Source organism: Pseudonocardia adelaidensis (assembly GCF_039543345.1).
In the GTDB taxonomy this organism is placed as follows: Bacteria; Actinomycetota; Actinomycetes; order Mycobacteriales; family Pseudonocardiaceae; genus Pseudonocardia; species Pseudonocardia adelaidensis.
Genome location: NZ_BAABJO010000008.1, coordinates 116,904 through 132,839, shown reverse-complemented (window position 1 = coordinate 132,839; position 15,936 = coordinate 116,904). Strand labels below are relative to the sequence as shown.

The following is a 15,936-nucleotide window of genomic DNA, read 5'->3' as shown; positions in this document are numbered from 1 at the left end:
CCGCCCCGCCGTCCCGCCGAGGAGGAACGTGGTCCCGCACGCCGACCCGCACGCCGACAAGGTCTACCCGTCGCCCGCCGAGGCCGTCGCCGACATCCCGGACGGCGCGAAGGTCGCGATCGCCGGTTTCGGCGTCACCCACCGGTTCCCGTCGAGCCTGATCACCGCCCTGCGCGACCAGGGCGCCAAGGGGCTCACGGTCTACTGCAACGGCCTCGGACAGCCCGGCCACCCGACCGCCCAGATGCTCGCCGAGAACGGGCAGATCGCGAGGCTGGTGGCGTCGTTCTCGTCGCGGCCGGGACCGCCCACGGTGTCCGAGGAGCAGATCCTCGCCGGCACGCTGGACTTCGAGATCGTGCCGCAGGGCACGCTCGTCGAACGGATGCGGGCGGGCGGCGCGGGCATCGCGGCGTTCTACACCCCGGTGGGGGTGGGCACGGTGGTCGGCGAGGGCAAGGAGGTGCGGGAGTTCGACGGGGTCCCGCACATCCTGGAGCACGGCATCCGCACCGACTACGCCCTGCTGCGGGCGCACCGGGCGGATCGGATCGGGAACGTGTCCTTCCGGGGCGCGAGCCGCAACTTCAACGACAGCTTCGCGAAGGCCGCCCGGGTGGCGATCGTCGAGGTCGACGAGATCGTGGACGTCGGGGAGATCGCGCCGGAGGACGTCGACCTGCCGGCCGCCTTCGTCGCGCGGGTCGTGCCGACCACGGTCCACATCGACGTCGCCGGCCTCCCCCGGCGCGCCGCCCGGCCCGCGGACACCGCCCGCGAGTACGGGGGCAAGCCCGCGCTGGCCCGCCAGGAGATCGGGCACCGGGTCGCGCTGCTGCTGCCGCCCGGTGGCCTCGTGAACCTCGGCGCGGGCCTGCCCAACCTCGCCGCCAACTTCCTCGGCGGCCGCGGCGTCGTGCTGCACGGCGAGAACGGGGTCCTGGGCTACGGCGGGTTCGTCACCGACGGCGAGCGCGACCCGGACCTGCACGACGCGGGCGGCAACTTCATCGCGCTGGAGCCGGGCGCGTCGTTCTTCGACAGCGTCACCTCGTTCGAGATCGCCCGCTCCGGGTTGCTCGACGCCGTGGTGCTGGGCGCCTACCAGGTGAGCGGCCGCGGCGACCTCGCCAACTGGGCCGTCCCCGGACGGCCGGGAGGCGGCATCGGCGGCGCGATGGACCTCGCGGTCGGCGCGAAGCAGGTGATCGCGATGCTGGAGCACGTCGACAGCGCGGGCCGCCCGAAGCTCGTCGAGACCTGCCGCTACCCCCTCACCGCCCCGGGCTGCGTCGACGTCGTCGTCACCGACCTCGCAATGCTCCGGCGCGCGCCGGGGGGCCGCTTCCGGCTCGAGGAGATCGCCCGCGGGTTCACCGTGGACGAGGTGCTGGCGCTCACCGACATGCGGGTGGACGTGGCCGAGCACGTCGGCGTGATGCAGGAGGCCTGGTGAACGCGATGACCGACCCGACCGGCAGGGGCGAGGTCCGGTTCCTCGACACGACCTTCCGCGACGGGTCGCAGAGCCTGTGGGCGATGGGGATCCGCCACGGGATGATGGAGGCCCTCGGCGGCGACCTCGACCGGGCCGGCTTCGACGTGATCGAGGTGCCGGCGAACCCGATCTTCTTCAAGAAGATGGTGCGGGACCTCAAGGAGGACCCGTGGGAGACCATGCGCATGCTCGCGCGCACGATCACCCGCACCCCGAAGGCGTGCATGGGCGGCGCCGGCGGCAGCCTCAACGGGTTCGGCACGCCGACCCCCGCCGTGCTCAACAGGCTGTACTCCCGCTGCCTCGCCGAGATCGGGGTGCTCAACCGGGCCCAGCTCATGGCCAACACCGGCGACCAGATCACCCGGATGCTCCCCACGGCCGTCCCGTTCGCCCGTGAGCTTGGGCTGAAGGTCGCGATCGCCGTCGCCTACACGATCTCCCCCCGCCACACCGACGAACACTTCGCCGAGACGACCCGGCAGTGCACCGCGTTCCGCCCCGACGCCATCTACCTCAAGGACCAGGGCGGCCTGCTCACCGTCGACCGGCTCCGCACGCTGCTGCCCGCGATGCTGCGGGAGGCGGGCGACATCCCGGTGGAGCTGCACTCGCACTGCACCACCGGGCTCGCGCCGCTCGTCTACCTGGAGGCCCTGGAGCTGGGGGTGCGCACCGTGCACTGCGGGGTGCCGCCGCTGGCGAACGGGTCGGCGCAGCCGTCCGTGCTCGAGGTGGCGCGCAACGCCCGGCTGATGGGCTTCACCCCGGTGGTCGACGAGGAGCTGGTGGCGTCGGTGTCGCAGCGGCTGGCCGGCTTCGCGGCCGCCGACGGGCTGCCGGCGGGTGCGCCGCTGCACTACGACCGGGGCCACTACCGCCACCAGATCCCGGGCGGGGTGATCTCGAACCTGCGGTTCCAGCTCGCCGAGATCCGCATGGAGCACCGCCTCGACGAGGTGCTCGAGGAGTGCGTGCAGATCCGCGCCGACCTCGGCTACCCGATCATGATCACCCCGTACTCGCAGTACGTGGCCACGCAGGCGGCGATCAACGTCGCGTCGGGTGAGCGGTACGGGGTCGTCATCGACGAGCTCGTCCGGCTCGCCCGCGGGGCGTACGGCGAGGACTCCGGCTACACGTGGATGGACGAGAACCTCCGCGACCGGTTCCTGTCCCTGCCGCGGGCCAGGGAGCTCGAGGAGCTCGACCGGCGTGCCGTCGACGATATGACCCTCTCCGAGGCCCGGCAGGCCTACGGAGCTCCGGGCATCAGCGACGACGAGCTCCTGCTGCGCGCGATCATGCAGGGCACCAGCGAGATCGACACGATGCGCGCCGCGGGCCCGCCGCGGCGCTACGACTCGGCGGGCCTGCCGCTGCTCACCCTCGTGGAGCGGCTGCGGGAGACCTCGGCGATCCGGTACGTCCGCGTGCAGCGCGGGAACGACTCGGTGCTCGTGGGCAACCGGGCAGCCACGACAGGGGGCAGCTGACATGACCGACACGACCGGGACGACGAACGGATCCGTAGCGGGCGCGCTGAGCGATGCCGACGTCCAGCAGGTGGTCCGGCTGGTCGAGAGCCTGGACCGGTCCGGCTTCGACTTCCTGGAGGTACAGGTCGGCGAGCTGAAGGTGACGATCGGCAAGGGCGAGCCCCCGGCGACGGCACCGGCGACGGCGGCCGTCCCAGCTCCGGCGCCCGTACCGCAGGTCGCGGCGCCGTCGGTCGCGCCGCCTGCCGTGACGGCCCCGGCGGTGGCCCCTCCGGCCGTGGCACCGGCAGCCCCGCCGGCGTCGGCACCGGCTGCCCCGGCACTGCGGGAGATCACGGCCCCGACCATGGGGATCTTCTACGCCCAGCCCGAGCCGGGGAAGCCACCGTTCGTGACGGCGGGGACCCTGGTCGAGGAGTCGACGACGGTGGCGCTGGTGGAGGTCATGAAGACGTTCCACGCGGTCGCGGCCGGCGTGCGCGGCACGGTGGTGGAGGTCTGCGTGTCCGACGCGCAGTTCGTCGAGTTCGGGCAGGTCCTCTTCCGGGTGGACCCCGGGGCATGAGCGTCTCGCGGGTGCTCGTCGCGAACCGCGGCGAGATCGCGGTGCGGGTGCTGCACGCGTGCCACGAGCTCGGGCTGGAGACCGTGCTCGCGGTGTCCGACGCCGACCGCGACTCGCTCGGCGCCCGGCTCGCCGACCGGGCGGTCTGCATCGGCCCCGCCCGGGCGACCGACAGCTACCTGAACGTCGGCGCGCTCGTGACGGCGGCCACCGCCACCGGCTGCGACGCCCTGCACCCCGGCTACGGGTTCCTCGCGGAGTCGCCCGCGCTCGCCGAGGCCTGCGCGGCCGCGGGGATCGTGTTCGTGGGCCCCACCGCCGAGCAGATGCGCCGCATGGGCGACAAGATCCGGGCCCGCGCGCAGGCGGGGGCGGCGGGCGTGCCGACGCTGCCGGGATCGGGCCGGATCGACTCGCCGGAGGACGCCGTCGCGGCCGCGCACCGCATCGGGCTGCCGTTGATCGTCAAGGCGTCGGCGGGCGGCGGCGGGCGCGGGATGAAGATCGTGACCGACGCGGCCGACCTGCCGGACGTGCTCGCGGCGGCCGCGGCGGAGGCGAAGGCCGCGTTCGGCGACCCCACCCTGTACGTGGAGCGGTTCGTCGCGGACGCCCGCCACGTCGAGGTGCAGCTGCTCGGCGACCGCTACGGCAGCGTCGTCCACCTCGGCGAACGGGACTGCTCGCTGCAGCGGCGCAACCAGAAGGTCGTCGAGGAGGCCCCGGCACCGGGGATCCCGGAGCCGGTGCGCGCGGCGATCCGCGACTCGGCCGTGCGGCTCGCGGCCGGCATCGGCTACGAGAACGCGGGCACGGTGGAGTTCCTCTACGACGCCGCCACCCACGAGTTCTTCTTCCTGGAGATGAACACGCGCATCCAGGTCGAGCACCCGGTCACGGAGCTGATCACCGGCATCGACCTGGTCCAGGAGCAGTTCCGGATCGCGGCGGGCGAGCCGCTGCGGTTCGGGCAGGACGACGTCGTGTTCCGCGGCCACGCCGTCGAGTGCCGGGTCACCGCGGAGGTCGCGGCCGAGGGGTTCCGGCCGAACGCGGGGCGGATCACGTGCTGGGAGCCGCCCGCGGGCCCCAACGTGCGGGTCGACACGCACTGCTATCCCGGCTACCTCGTGCCGATGTACTACGACTCCCTGCTGGCGAAGGTCGTGGTCTACGGCTCCACCCGGGAGGAGGCGGTGCAGCGCATGCGCCGCGCGCTGCACCGGTTCCGCGTGGAGGGCATCGAGACGACCGTCGACGTGCTCGGGTTCCTCGTCGGCCGGCCCGAGTTCGGCTCGGGCGCGGTCACCACGCACCTGATCGCCGACGTGCTCGGCGAGTACACGTCCGGCCTGGAGGTGGCGAGCTGACCCGCGACGACCTGCGCGTCCTGCACACACTGCTCTTCGGGGACCTCCCGCCCGACGACGAGCTCGACGCCCTGCTCCCGTACGTGCGGGAGAACCGCGATGTCGCCGACGCGCTGCGGGCCCTTCCGCTCGGCGAGGTGCCGAACGCGCTGGTGCTCGCCGCCGGCGGCCGGAAGTGACGGGCGAGCTCGCCGACCTCCCGCTGGTCGGGATCCGCGACGCGCTCGCGGCCGGGGAGGTCTCGGCCACCGAGGTGGTCGACGCGGCGCTGGAGCGCGCGGACCGGTTCGCCGGATCGAACCTGTTCGTCACCCCGCTCGCCGACCGGGCGCGGGAGGCCGCCGTGGCCGCCGACCGGGCTCTCGCGGCGGGCGCACCGCCGGGCCCGCTGCACGGCGTGCCGGTGACCGTCAAGGACAACATCGACATGGCCGGCCTGACGACGACCGCGGGGTCGCCGGTGCTCGCCGACCGGGTCGCAGTGGCCGACGCGCCCGCGGTGGCCCGCAGCGAGGCCGCCGGGGCGATCGTGCTCGGCAAGACCAACCTGCACGAGCTGGCCTTCGGCTCCACGTCGATCAACCCGTTCCACGGGACGGTGCCGAACCCGTGGTGCCCCGACCGGATCGCCGGCGGCTCCAGCGGCGGCTCGGCCGCTGCCGTCGCGCTCGGCGTCGGGTACGCCTCCCTCGGCACCGACGCCGCGGGCTCGGTGCGCATGCCGGCGAGCTGCTGCGGGCTGGTCGGTCTGAAACCGACCCACGGGCTGGTGCCGCTGCGCGGGGTCGCGCCGACCAGCATGGAGCACATCGACCACGTCGGGGTGCTCGCCCGCACCGTGGCCGACGCGCGCGCGGTGCTCGAGGTGCTCGCCGGGCCGGACCCGGACGACCCGCACTCGTCCTCCCGGCGGGCCGCACCCGCGGCCGCCCGTGCCGACCTGCGCGGCGTGCGCATCGGCGTGCCGGCGGACTGGTTCTGGTCCGACCTCGACCCGCGGGTGGAGGAGGCGGCCCGCGACGCGCTCGATCTCGCGGCGGGCGCCGGGGCGCGGCTCGTGCCGGTGCCGATGGGTGTCGGGCACCTCGTGCCGCTCCTGCGGGTGGCGATGTTCGCCGAGGCCTACGTGTTCCACCAGCCGACGCTCGACGCCCACCCCGAGCGCTACTCCCCCGAGCTGCGGCACCGGCTGCTCGCAGGGCGGTACGTGCTCGCGCAGGACTACATCCGGGCGCTGCGCGCCCGCCGGCTCGTCGTCGAGGCGATGCGCGCCGCGCTCAGCGAGGCGGACGTGCTCGCGATGCCGACGCTCCCGGTGCTGCCGCCGCTGCTCGCCGACTGCGAGCCCGGCTCCCCCGCGGTGGCCCCGCTCCCCCGCAACACCGCGGTGGTGAACCAGTCCGGGCACCCCGCGATCAGCCTGCCGATGGGCCGCGCAGCGGGCGTGCCCATGGGCCTGCAGCTCGTCGGCCGCGACCACGACGACCTCGGATTGCTCGCCGTGGCCGAGGTGGTGGAGCGCCTCGTCGGGTTCAGCCCGGCGCCGCCCTGACCCGCCCAGCCCGCTGCCCGAATACGACCGTGGTGGGCCCGACCGCGACACACCAACCGTGGCGCCCACACACCAACTGCAGTTCGTGTGTCAGCGCCGCTGTTGGTGTGCCACCACCAGAACCGCGCGCACCCTCGCCGAGGTCTGGGCTCGCGCCTACCGCGGCGCGCCGGGCTGCCCGGGCGACGGCGGGATCCGCTGCGCCTGCGGCGCCGCGGCGAGCGTGGCGTGCACCTGCGCGATCCCCAGCAGGATCTGGATCTCCTCGGCCGCGCCGTGGTCGTCCTTCCCCAGCTGCGACGTGCGCCGCTTCGCCTCCGCCAGGTAGCGGTGGGCGTTGCGGAAGTGCTCGTCGGCGTTCATCCCCTGCTGGGGGTCCGGCGGGCCGAACGGACCACTCATCCCAGGCACCCCGGCCCCAGCAGCGCCTTCAGGTCGCCCATCAGCGCCGAGGAGTGGGTGACCTTCAGGCCGTCGTCGAGCTTCCACGTGGTGGTCTTGCTGCCGTAGACGAGGTTCAGGTGCACCTCGGACGTGCCGGGGTGGTGGGACAGCACCTCCTTGAGCTTCGACACCCGCTGCGGGGTGACGAGCTCGGTGCGGATGCTCACCTTCACCGGCGCGCCGGCACCGCCCGCCCCGGCCGAGAGGTCGGGGACCGCGAGGTCGGCCACGATCAGCGAGAGGCGGTCGTCGCGCTTGTTGACCCTGGCCTTGACCAGCACGATCGCGTCCTCGGCCACGTCGACGCCGACCACCTGGTAGCACCGCGGGAAGAACAGCACCTCGATGCCGCCCGCGAGGTCCTCCAGCTGCGCCGACGCCCACGGCTCGCCGTTCTTGTTCACCCGCCGGTTCACGCCCGTGAGAATGCCGCCGATGGTGACCTGGTGGCCGTCCGGGACGTTGCCCTCCAGGATCGTGGAGATCGACATGTCCGACTTGGACAGCAGCACCTGCTCCACCCCGTGCAGGGGGTGGCCGGACACGTAGAGCCCCAGCATCTCCCGCTCCACGGCGAGCCGGTGCTTCTTGTCCCACTCGTCGTCGGGCACCTTCACGTCGAACACGGCGTCCAGCTCGGAGGGCGCCGAGCCGTCCATCGACCCGAACAGGTCGAACTGGCCCATCGAGGCGGCCTTCTTGGTGGTCATCACCGCGTCGATCGCATCGGCGTGCACCAGGAGCAGGCCCTTGCGCGGGTGGCCGAGCGAGTCGAACGCCCCGGCCTTGATCAGCGATTCGATGACCTTCTTGTTGCAGACCACCGCGTCGACCTTGCGCAGGAAGTCGGAGAAGTCGGTGAACGCGCCCTTCTCCTTGCGCGCCGCCACGATCGCGTCGACCACGTTCTCGCCGACGTTGCGGATGCCACCCAGGCCGAACCGGATGTCGTCGCCGACCGGTGCGAAGTTGCGCACCGAGTCGTTGACGTCCGGCGGCAGCACCGTGATGCCCATGCGCCGGCATTCGGCCAGGTAGACCGCGGCCTTGTCCTTGTCGTCGCGGACGGACGTGAGGACGGCGGCCATGTACTCGGCCGGGTAGTTGGACTTGAGGTAGGCCGTCCAGTACGACACCACGCCGTACGCGGCCGAGTGGGCGCGGTTGAACGCGTAGTCGGAGAACGGCAGCAGGATGTCCCACAGCGTCTTGACCGCGTCGGCCGAGTAGCCGTGGTCCTTCATGCCCTGGGCGAAACCCTCGTACTCCTTGTCGAGGATCTCCTTCTTCTTCTTGCCCATGGCACGGCGCAGCAGGTCGGCCTTGCCGAGCGTGTAGCCCGCGAGCTTCTGGGCGATCGCCATGACCTGTTCCTGGTAGACGATCAGGCCGTAGGTCTCGCCGAGGATGTCCTTGAGCGGCTCCGCCAGCTCCGGGTGGATGGGGGTGACCTCTTGCCGGCCGTTCTTGCGGTCGGCGTAGTCGTTGTGGGCGTTGGCGCCCATCGGGCCGGGCCGGTACAGCGCGCCGACGGCGGAGATGTCGTCGAACTCGGTGGGCGCCATGCGCCGCAGCAGGTCGCGCATCGGGCCGCCGTCGAGCTGGAACACTCCGAGCGTGTCGCCGCGTCCGAGCAGCTCGTAGGTCTTCGGGTCGTCGAGCGGCACGCTCTCGATCTCGAGCTTCGGCTTGCCGTTGAGCTCGATGTTGTCCAGCGCGTCGTCGATGATCGTGAGGTTGCGCAGGCCGAGGAAGTCCATCTTCAGCAGCCCGAGCGTCTCGCAGGCGCCCATGTCGAACTGCGTGATGATGGCGCCGTCGGCCTCGCGGCGCTGGATCGGGATGACGTCGATCAGCGGCTTGCTCGACATGATGACGCCGGCGGCGTGCACGCCCCACTGCCGCTTCAGGCCCTCGAGGCCCCGCGCGGTGTCGATGATCTCCTTGACCTGAGGATCGGCCTCGTACAGCGCCCGAACCTCGGTGGCCTCGGAGTACCGCTTGTGGGACGGGTCGAAGATGCCCGAGAGCGGGATGTCCTTGCCCATCACCGCGGGCGGCATCGCCTTGGAGATGCGGTCGGCCACCGCGTAGCCCGGCTGGCCGTAGAGCACCCGCGCGGAGTCCTTGATCGCGGCCTTCGCCTTGATCGTGGAGTACGTGATGATCTGCGCGATGCGGTCCTCGCCGTACTTCTCCGTGGTGTAGCGGATCATCTCGCCGCGCCGGCGTTCGTCGAAGTCCATGTCGATGTCGGGCATCGAGATGCGCTCGGGGTTGAGGAACCGCTCGAAGATCAGCTTGTGCTCGATCGGGTCGAGGTCGGTGATCCCGAGGACGTACGCCACCAGCGAGCCCGCCGCCGAGCCGCGGCCGGGGCCGCACCGGATGCCGACGGACTTGGCGTGCTGGATGAGGTCGGCCACCACGAGGAAGTAGCCGGGGAAACCCATCTGGATGATGACGCCGACCTCGTACTCGGCCTGCTTGCGGTACCGGTCGGTGATCCCGTTGGGGAACCGCCGGTGCAGGCCCCGCTCGACCTCCTTGACCAGCCAGCTCTCCTCCGTCTCCCCCTCGGGGACGGGCGCGCGCGGCATGAGGTCCTGGCCCTCGGTGAACCCGACGTCGACCCGCTCGGCGACCAGCAGCGTGTTGTCGCAGGCCTCGGGGAACTGCGGGTCCCACTGGGCGCGCATCTCCGCGGCCGACTTCAGGTAGAAGTCCTGCGCGTCGAACTTGAACCGGCCCGGGTCGGCGAGGGTCTTGCCGGTCTGCACGCACAGCAGCACCTCGTGCGGCTTGGCGTCCTCGGCGTAGGTGTAGTGCAGGTCGTTGGTGGCGAGGCCGGGCAGGTCGAGCAGCTTCTTCAGCCGGAACAGGTCCTCCTGCACCTGCTTCTCGATCGCGATGCCGTGGTCCATCAGCTCGCAGAAGAAGTTGTCCTTGCCGAAGATGTCGCGGTAGTCGCTCGCGGCCTGGCAGGCATCGTCGAAGCGGTCCTGCTGCAGCAGCCGCTGCACCTCGCCGGACGGGCAGCCGGTGGTGGCGATGATCCCCTTGCCGTAGGTCTCCAGCAGCTCCCGGTCCATGCGGGGCTTGTAGTAGTAGCCCTCGAGGCTCGCCAGGGACGAGAGCCGGAAGAGGTTGTGCATCCCCTCGGTGTTCTCGGCCAGCAACGTCATGTGGGTGTACATCTCACCCGGGTTGTCGTCGCTGACCTGCTGCCCACCCAGCGTGGCGCGCTTGCGCTCGTGCCGGGAGCCGGGCGAGAGGTAGCCCTCCATCCCGATGATCGGCTTGACGCCGTGGGCCTTGGCCTTGCGCCAGAACTCGTAGGCCCCGTACACGTTGCCGTGGTCGGTCATCGCCAGCGCCGGCATCTCCATCCGCGCGGCCTCTGTGAACAGGTCGTCCAGCCGCGCCGCCCCGTCGAGCATGGAGAACTCGGTGTGGGTGTGCAGGTGGACGAAGCTGTCGGTGCTGCTGGCCGCCATGGGGTGGGGAGCTCCCTCCTGGCGCCGCCGGGGCGACGCGCGAACACGCAGGACCTGACCTTCGTCGCCCGGCCTCGGACCCGCCGGGCGACGAGGACGCTGGGGACGGCTCAGATTAGCTCCGGTCCCCGACAGTTCCGAGAACCCGGTCCCCGCCCCCACCGAACCCCCTGCTCACCCCGCCGACCGGCGTGTCGGCCCCACCCCGCCCGCCTCGAGGGCCTCCGGCGGCCGCCCATGATGCGGGGCCACCCCTCCGGCAGGCTGGGCGGGCTGGCCGGGGCCTGCCCGATGGGGCGCGCGGCGCCACCGGAGGCGGTGCCGGTTCACCGCACATCGCACGAGCGGCACGTTCGTCCATACCCATCGGACGAGAGCGCCGCTCGTCCAGTGCGCCGCACGTGATCAAGCCCCGGTGCGGGAGCGCCTACGGGTGCAAGCCCTCTCTAGACTCGTGCGCGATGTCCGCCTCTCCCTACGCCGAGCTCGTCGCGCGCGTACCGGTGCGCCCCGACGAGCTCGAGCTGCGGGGCGGGCGCACGCGGCTGTGGGTGTACGGGCCCGACGACGCCGCCCACCGCGTGGTGTTCGTCCACGGGCTGCGCGGCGACCACCACGGCCTCGAACCGATCGTCGCCCACCTCGACGGCGTCCAGGTCGTCGTGCCCGACCTGCCGGGGTTCGGGGCGTCCCCGCCGCTGCCGTCCGACCGGCACGACATCGCCGGCTACTCGGCGTGGACGCGCGACCTGCTCACCGCCGTCGCGCCGGGAGGCGACGCGGTGCTCGCCGGCCACTCCTTCGGCTCGATCGTCACGGCCGCCGCCGTCGCGGGCGGTGCGACCGTGCGGGGCCTGGTGCTCGTCAACCCGATCGCGGCGTCGGCGCTCGCGGGTCCACGCCGGTTCCTGACCGGGCTCACCGTGCTCTACCACCGGTTCGCCGGGGCGCTCCCGGAGGCTGCCGGCACGTGGCTGCTGCGCCACCCGCTGATGACGCGGATCGCGAGCGTCGCCATGGCCACCACCCCGGACGCCGCGCTGCGCCGGTGGATCCACGCCGAGCACGGCCGGTACTTCTCCACGTTCGCCGACCGGCGCACGCTCCTGGAGGCGTTCCACGCGTCGGTGCGCCACGACGTCGCCGAGTCGGCGCGGGCGGTCGGCGTGCCGACGTTGCTCGTCGCGGCCGAGCGCGACGACATCGCGCCGCTCGCCGCCCAGCGGGCGCTGGCCGCACGGTTCGCCGACGCCCGCCTCGCGGTGGTGCCCGCCACCGGGCACCTCGCCCACTACGAGGCCCCCTCGGCCGTCGCGCGTGAGATCGACGCCTTCATCGCGGCACTGCGCTGACGATGCCGCCGTGAAGATCCTCTTCGACTGCCGGTACGTGCGCACCGGCCACCACGACGGCATCAGCCGCTACACGGTGGGCCTTGCCGCCGAGCTCGCGCGGCTGCACCCGGGCGTCGAGCTGCTCGTGAGCGACGAACGCCAGCTCGCCGCGCTGCCGGACCTGCCGTGGCACCGGGTGAGCGCGCCGACGAGCATCCGGGAGCCCCTCGTCGCCCGGCAGGTGCGCGGGCTCGGGGCCGATGTGGTGTTCTCCCCGATGCAGACGATGGGGAGCTGGGGCCGCGACTACGCGCTGGTCCTCACGCTGCACGACCTCATCTACTACCGCAACCGCACCCCGCCGCCGGAGTTCGCGCTGCCGATCCGGCTGCTGTGGCGGCTCTACCACCTCGCGTGGTGGCCGCAGCGGGTGCTGCTGAACCGCGCGGACGCGGTCGTCACCGTCTCGGAGACGACCGCGGCCCTGATGGCGCAGCACCGGCTGACCCGCCGGCCCGTCACGGTGGTGCCGAACGCGCCCGACCCGGCTCCCGACCTCCCGCGCCTCCCGCGCACCGGTGCGCTGGTCTACATGGGCTCGTTCATGCCCTACAAGAACGTCGGCACCCTCGCAGGCGCGATGCCGGCGCTCCCCCACCACGAGCTGCACCTCATGAGCCGCATCGGCCCGGACGAGCGCGCCCGGCTCACCGCGCTCGCGCCCGGCGGCCGGATCGTGTTCCACGACGGCGCGAGCGACGAGACCTACCGGGACGTGCTGCGCGGCGCCACCGCGCTCGTCTCCGCATCACGTGACGAGGGATTCGGCATCCCGCTGGTCGAGGCGATGGCGCTGGGCACGCCGCTGGTGGTGAGCGACATCCCGGTGTTCCGGGAGGTCGGCGGGGACGCCGCGGCGTACGTCCACCCGGACGACGTGCACGGCTTCGTCCGCGCCGTGAAGGAGCTCGACGACCCGGAGGTCTGGCAGCGGCGCTCCGCGGCCGCCCGTGCCCGCGCGGAGCACTACAGCTGGGAGGCCTCGGCGAGGATCCTCCTGGCGCTCCTGGAACGCGTGGCCCCGTCCCGGCGCTGATCGCAGCAAAGCCACTTCCACGCCACCTCTTTGCACGGAAGTGGCATTTGCGGCAAGGGGGTCAAGCCGCCCGGCGCATCCCCACCGCCTCGCGGCCGAGCACCCGGGCGTAGATGCCCTCGAACCGGTCGAGGGTGGCCTCGGACCCGTGGGCCGCCACGATCTCGCGGCTCGCGGCACCCATCCGGCGCCGGGTGGCGGCGTCGCCCAGCAGCGCGGCGAGCCGGGTGGTGAGCTCCGGGACGTCGCCCGGGGTGTAGAGCCAGCCGTTGCGGCCGGGGCGCACGAGGTGGGGAAGTGCCATCGCGTTGGCGGCGATCACCGGCAGGCCCGCGGCCATCGCTTCGAGCGTGACGAGGCTCTGCAGCTCCGCGATCCCGGGCATGCAGAACAGGTCGGCTCCCGCGTACGCCTCGAGCAGCTCCTGCTCGGAGATGAAGCCGCGGAAGCGCACGCGCTCCTCCAGGCCCAGGCCGGCGGCGAGCGCGCTCCACTCCTCGCGGCGCGCGCCGTCGCCGACGATCTCCAGGCGGCCGGGCACGCCGTCGGGCAGGGCGGCGAACGCCCTGATCAGCTCGTCGACCCGCTTCTCCTGGTCGAGGCGGCCGACGAACAGCACGGTGGGGACGGGCCCGGAGGTGTGCGGGATGGTGCGGTAGCGGTCGGCGTCGATCCCGCACGACACCGGGAACGCGTCGACGAGCCCGGCGTGGCGCACGAGCAGCTCGACCGCGCGCGGGGTGGGCGCCGTGACGACCTGGGCCTTCCCGAAGACCCGGCCGAGGTCGCGCCACGCCCACTTGTTGAAGGCGCGCCGCAGCGGCCGCGGGATCGGGCTGTAGCCGATGAGGTTCTCCGGCATGAGGTGGTTGGTGGCCACGAGCGGGCGGCCGGTGCGGTGCGCGGCCCGCACGATCCCGCGCCCCACGACCATGTGCGCGTTGGTGTGCACGACGTCGGGGTCGATCTCGCCCATCAGCGCCGCCGTCGCCGGGAACGCCTCCCACGGCATGCAGACCTGGAAGCCGTCGTGCTGGTAGTAGCGGTGCGAGCGCACACCGTGCACGACGACGCCGTCGCGGACCTCGCGCGACGCGGGACCGGTGGGCGACGGGGCGACGACGTGGATCTCGTGTCCCCGCCCGACGAGCCCGGTGGCGAGGCGTTCGGCGAAGCGTGCGGCGCCATTGACGTCGGGCGGGTAGGTCTCCGCGCCGATCAGGATCCGAAGCGGCTTCACGGGATTGTGTCCTCTCGAGTGGAAAGGGCCGGCGCTGGGGATCACCGGCGGTGCACGGGGTCGGCCGGGCGCAGCGGCGCGGCCGGCGGGGACGGTGGGGCCGGCAGCGGCGACGCCGCCGCCCCCGGACCGAGACGGGCGGCGCGAGCGGCCGCGGCGTCGGGGTGGTGGCGGGCGAGCGCGATCACGCCGGCGGTGGCGGTGATCGCGGCCCCGGCCAGCAGGAACCACGTCTCGGCCGGCGTGGCCACCCCCTCGCCCAGCAGCACGGCACCGAGCAGCACGGCGACGATCGGGTCGACGACCGTGAGGCAGGCGATGACCACCTCGGGCGGGCCGGCCGCGAACGCCTGCTGCACGAGCCACCCGCCGACGAGCACGGCGGCAGCGATCCCCGCCACCGCAGCGAGCACCGGCGGCTCGAGCGGCCCGACGTCGCCCGCGACGACGGACTGCGACACGGCCCGCACGAGCGCCGAGACCAGGCCGAACGCCGTGGCCCCCGCCATCGCGCATGCCACGCAGCGCACCCAGCCGGAGCGGGCGAGGCCCAGCGCGGCGAGCGCGAGCACGGTGGCGGCGACGATGAGGCTCGCGATCATGGTGGACTGGTCGGGCGGCGGCGAGCTGACGGCGGTGCCGGCCGCGGCGCCGACGAACACGGCGACGCCCGCGACGCTGAGCAGCACGCCCACGACCACACCCGGAGCCGGCCTGCGGTCGGTGCGCATGGCGGTGAGCAGCACCGCGATCGGGACGGCCAGCACGCCCAGCGGCTGCACCACCGACAGCGGCGCGAGCACGAGCGCCGTGGCGTGCAGCACGGAGCCGCCGCCGGCGAGGGCGAGGCCGGCGAGCCAACCGGGCCTCCGGGTGATCTCGCGCAGGCCGCGCAGGGACAGCACCTTGCCGGGCTGGTCGTCCTCGTCCGGGCGGGAGCCCGCGGTGACCGCGCTGTGCTGCAGCACCGCCGCCCCGGCGAAGCACACGGCGCCGAGGAGGGCGAGGACGATCGCGAGACCCGGTCCGGCGAGATCGCCGAACATGCCGATCATGCGGCACCTCGCAGGCTCCCGGCGGCGGGCACCGGGCTCTCGACGCTCTCCGTCGCGAGCCGGGTCGCCCGGGCCGTCATCACCAGCACCACCATCACCGCTACACAGAGAACACGCTGCACGCCGCCGAGGAAGGGTGAAAACGGTGAACCGGCGATAACGATCGGAACATGATTCAGCAGGAAGAACCCGCTGACGGCGCCGGCGATCCCGGCCGCCCAGGTCAGTGGTGCGGCCGCGGGTTGCCACGGCGCCGCCGTCCGGGCGCGCACCGCCACCAGCCACGCCGCGAGCGGCAGCGCCGTGAACGCCCACCCGCCGGCGACGCGGTGCACGGTGGAGACCAGACCGGGCGTGGTGCCCGGGGTGTGGGTCGGGAAGAGCGCCACGAGCACGAGCGCCACCGCGGCGCTGACGAGCAACGCGGTGGGAACCCGCGCGGCCGGCAGGCCGGCGCGACGCAGACCGGTGGCGAGCACGGTGCACGCCACGGCCATGCTGATGGCAGCGGCCCCGAGGAGCGCGTAGCCACCCGGCTGGAAGACGTAGTCGCTGATCACGGCCGTGAGCGGGTCGAGCGACCCGATGCTGCTCACGTGCAGGAACCCGAGGGGGAGGAGCGCGACGATCACAGCCGCGGTCACGATCGACTCCCCCGGCCACGCGACTCCCGCGGGCTCGCGCCCGTGCCCCCCGGTCGACGTCATGGGCATACCGTGCCAGCCCAGCTCCGAGACGGACATCAGGATCTCCACCGAGTCCATCCGGGGGTAATCCCCCACCCGC

General features: G+C 73.1%; 12 protein-coding genes. 7 read left to right on the top strand and 5 right to left on the bottom strand.

Annotation, left to right across the window (positions count from 1 at the left end):
- Positions 1–28 precede the first annotated feature (28 nt).
- From ABEA81_RS12665 to ABEA81_RS12645, 5 genes are all read left to right on the top strand, one after another.
- Positions 29–1,456 (top strand): 3-oxoacid CoA-transferase, encoded by a 1,428-nt coding sequence (locus tag ABEA81_RS12665; RefSeq protein ID WP_345605181.1) that lies wholly within the window; start codon positions 29–31, stop codon positions 1,454–1,456.
- A 5-nt stretch (positions 1,457–1,461) separates the two neighbouring features.
- Positions 1,462–2,994, top strand: a complete 1,533-nt coding sequence (locus ABEA81_RS12660) for a hypothetical protein (RefSeq protein ID WP_345605364.1) — start codon at positions 1,462–1,464, stop codon at positions 2,992–2,994.
- Between the two features lies 1 nt (position 2,995).
- Complete coding sequence (locus tag ABEA81_RS12655) at positions 2,996–3,562, top strand: acetyl-CoA carboxylase biotin carboxyl carrier protein (RefSeq protein WP_345605180.1); 567 nt, start codon at positions 2,996–2,998, stop codon at positions 3,560–3,562.
- A complete protein-coding gene (locus ABEA81_RS12650; RefSeq protein ID WP_345605179.1) occupies positions 3,559–4,932 on the top strand; it encodes an acetyl-CoA carboxylase biotin carboxylase subunit in 1,374 nt (457 codons plus the stop codon). The genes ABEA81_RS12655 and ABEA81_RS12650 overlap by 4 nt, the downstream gene beginning before the upstream one ends.
- 175 nt (positions 4,933–5,107) lie before the next feature.
- Entirely contained in the window at positions 5,108–6,484 is a 1,377-nt protein-coding gene (locus tag ABEA81_RS12645) for an amidase (protein WP_345605178.1), read from the top strand.
- A gap of 156 nt (positions 6,485–6,640) precedes the next feature.
- On the opposite strand, the gene ABEA81_RS12640 is transcribed toward ABEA81_RS12645, so the two are convergent.
- A complete protein-coding gene (locus tag ABEA81_RS12640) occupies positions 6,641–6,886 on the bottom strand; it encodes a hypothetical protein (RefSeq protein ID WP_345605176.1) in 246 nt (81 codons plus the stop codon).
- Positions 6,883–10,425 (bottom strand): DNA polymerase III subunit alpha, encoded by a 3,543-nt coding sequence (gene dnaE, locus ABEA81_RS12635; protein WP_345605175.1) that lies wholly within the window; start codon positions 10,423–10,425, stop codon positions 6,883–6,885. Before dnaE ends, ABEA81_RS12640 begins: the two co-directional genes overlap by 4 nt.
- A gap of 461 nt (positions 10,426–10,886) precedes the next feature.
- On the opposite strand from dnaE, the gene ABEA81_RS12630 reads away from it, so the two are divergent.
- Positions 10,887–11,777, top strand: a complete 891-nt coding sequence (locus ABEA81_RS12630; protein ID WP_345605174.1) for an alpha/beta fold hydrolase — start codon at positions 10,887–10,889, stop codon at positions 11,775–11,777.
- A 10-nt stretch (positions 11,778–11,787) separates the two neighbouring features.
- Positions 11,788–12,855, top strand: coding sequence for a glycosyltransferase family 4 protein (locus ABEA81_RS12625; RefSeq protein ID WP_345605173.1), 1,068 nt, complete (start codon positions 11,788–11,790; stop codon positions 12,853–12,855).
- A 61-nt stretch (positions 12,856–12,916) separates the two neighbouring features.
- Here the strand turns inward: ABEA81_RS12625 and ABEA81_RS12620 are convergent, their stop codons facing one another.
- The 3 genes from ABEA81_RS12620 to ABEA81_RS12610 are packed head-to-tail and all read right to left on the bottom strand — an operon-like array spanning position 12,917 to position 15,857.
- Entirely contained in the window at positions 12,917–14,095 is a 1,179-nt protein-coding gene (locus ABEA81_RS12620; RefSeq protein ID WP_345605172.1) for a glycosyltransferase, read from the bottom strand.
- A gap of 41 nt (positions 14,096–14,136) precedes the next feature.
- Positions 14,137–15,150: a DMT family transporter gene (locus ABEA81_RS12615; RefSeq protein WP_345605171.1), complete on the bottom strand. Its 1,014-nt coding sequence runs from the start codon at positions 15,148–15,150 to the stop codon at positions 14,137–14,139.
- A complete protein-coding gene (locus ABEA81_RS12610) occupies positions 15,147–15,857 on the bottom strand; it encodes a DUF998 domain-containing protein (RefSeq protein ID WP_345605170.1) in 711 nt (236 codons plus the stop codon). The genes ABEA81_RS12615 and ABEA81_RS12610 overlap by 4 nt, the downstream gene beginning before the upstream one ends.
- Positions 15,858–15,936: the final 79 nt, after the last annotated feature.

Coding starts and splice junctions, on each gene's coding strand:
- ABEA81_RS12660 (WP_345605364.1), top strand. CDS start 1,462: ATGACCGACCCGACCGGCAGGGGCGAGGTCCGGTTCCTCGACACGACC.
- ABEA81_RS12655 (WP_345605180.1), top strand. CDS start 2,996: ATGACCGACACGACCGGGACGACGAACGGATCCGTAGCGGGCGCGCTG.
- ABEA81_RS12650 (WP_345605179.1), top strand. CDS start 3,559: ATGAGCGTCTCGCGGGTGCTCGTCGCGAACCGCGGCGAGATCGCGGTG.
- ABEA81_RS12640 (WP_345605176.1), bottom strand. CDS start 6,886: ATGAGTGGTCCGTTCGGCCCGCCGGACCCCCAGCAGGGGATGAACGCC.
- dnaE (WP_345605175.1), bottom strand. CDS start 10,425: ATGGCGGCCAGCAGCACCGACAGCTTCGTCCACCTGCACACCCACACC.
- ABEA81_RS12630 (WP_345605174.1), top strand. CDS start 10,887: ATGTCCGCCTCTCCCTACGCCGAGCTCGTCGCGCGCGTACCGGTGCGC.
- ABEA81_RS12615 (WP_345605171.1), bottom strand. CDS start 15,150: ATGATCGGCATGTTCGGCGATCTCGCCGGACCGGGTCTCGCGATCGTC.
- ABEA81_RS12610 (WP_345605170.1), bottom strand. CDS start 15,857: ATGACGTCGACCGGGGGGCACGGGCGCGAGCCCGCGGGAGTCGCGTGG.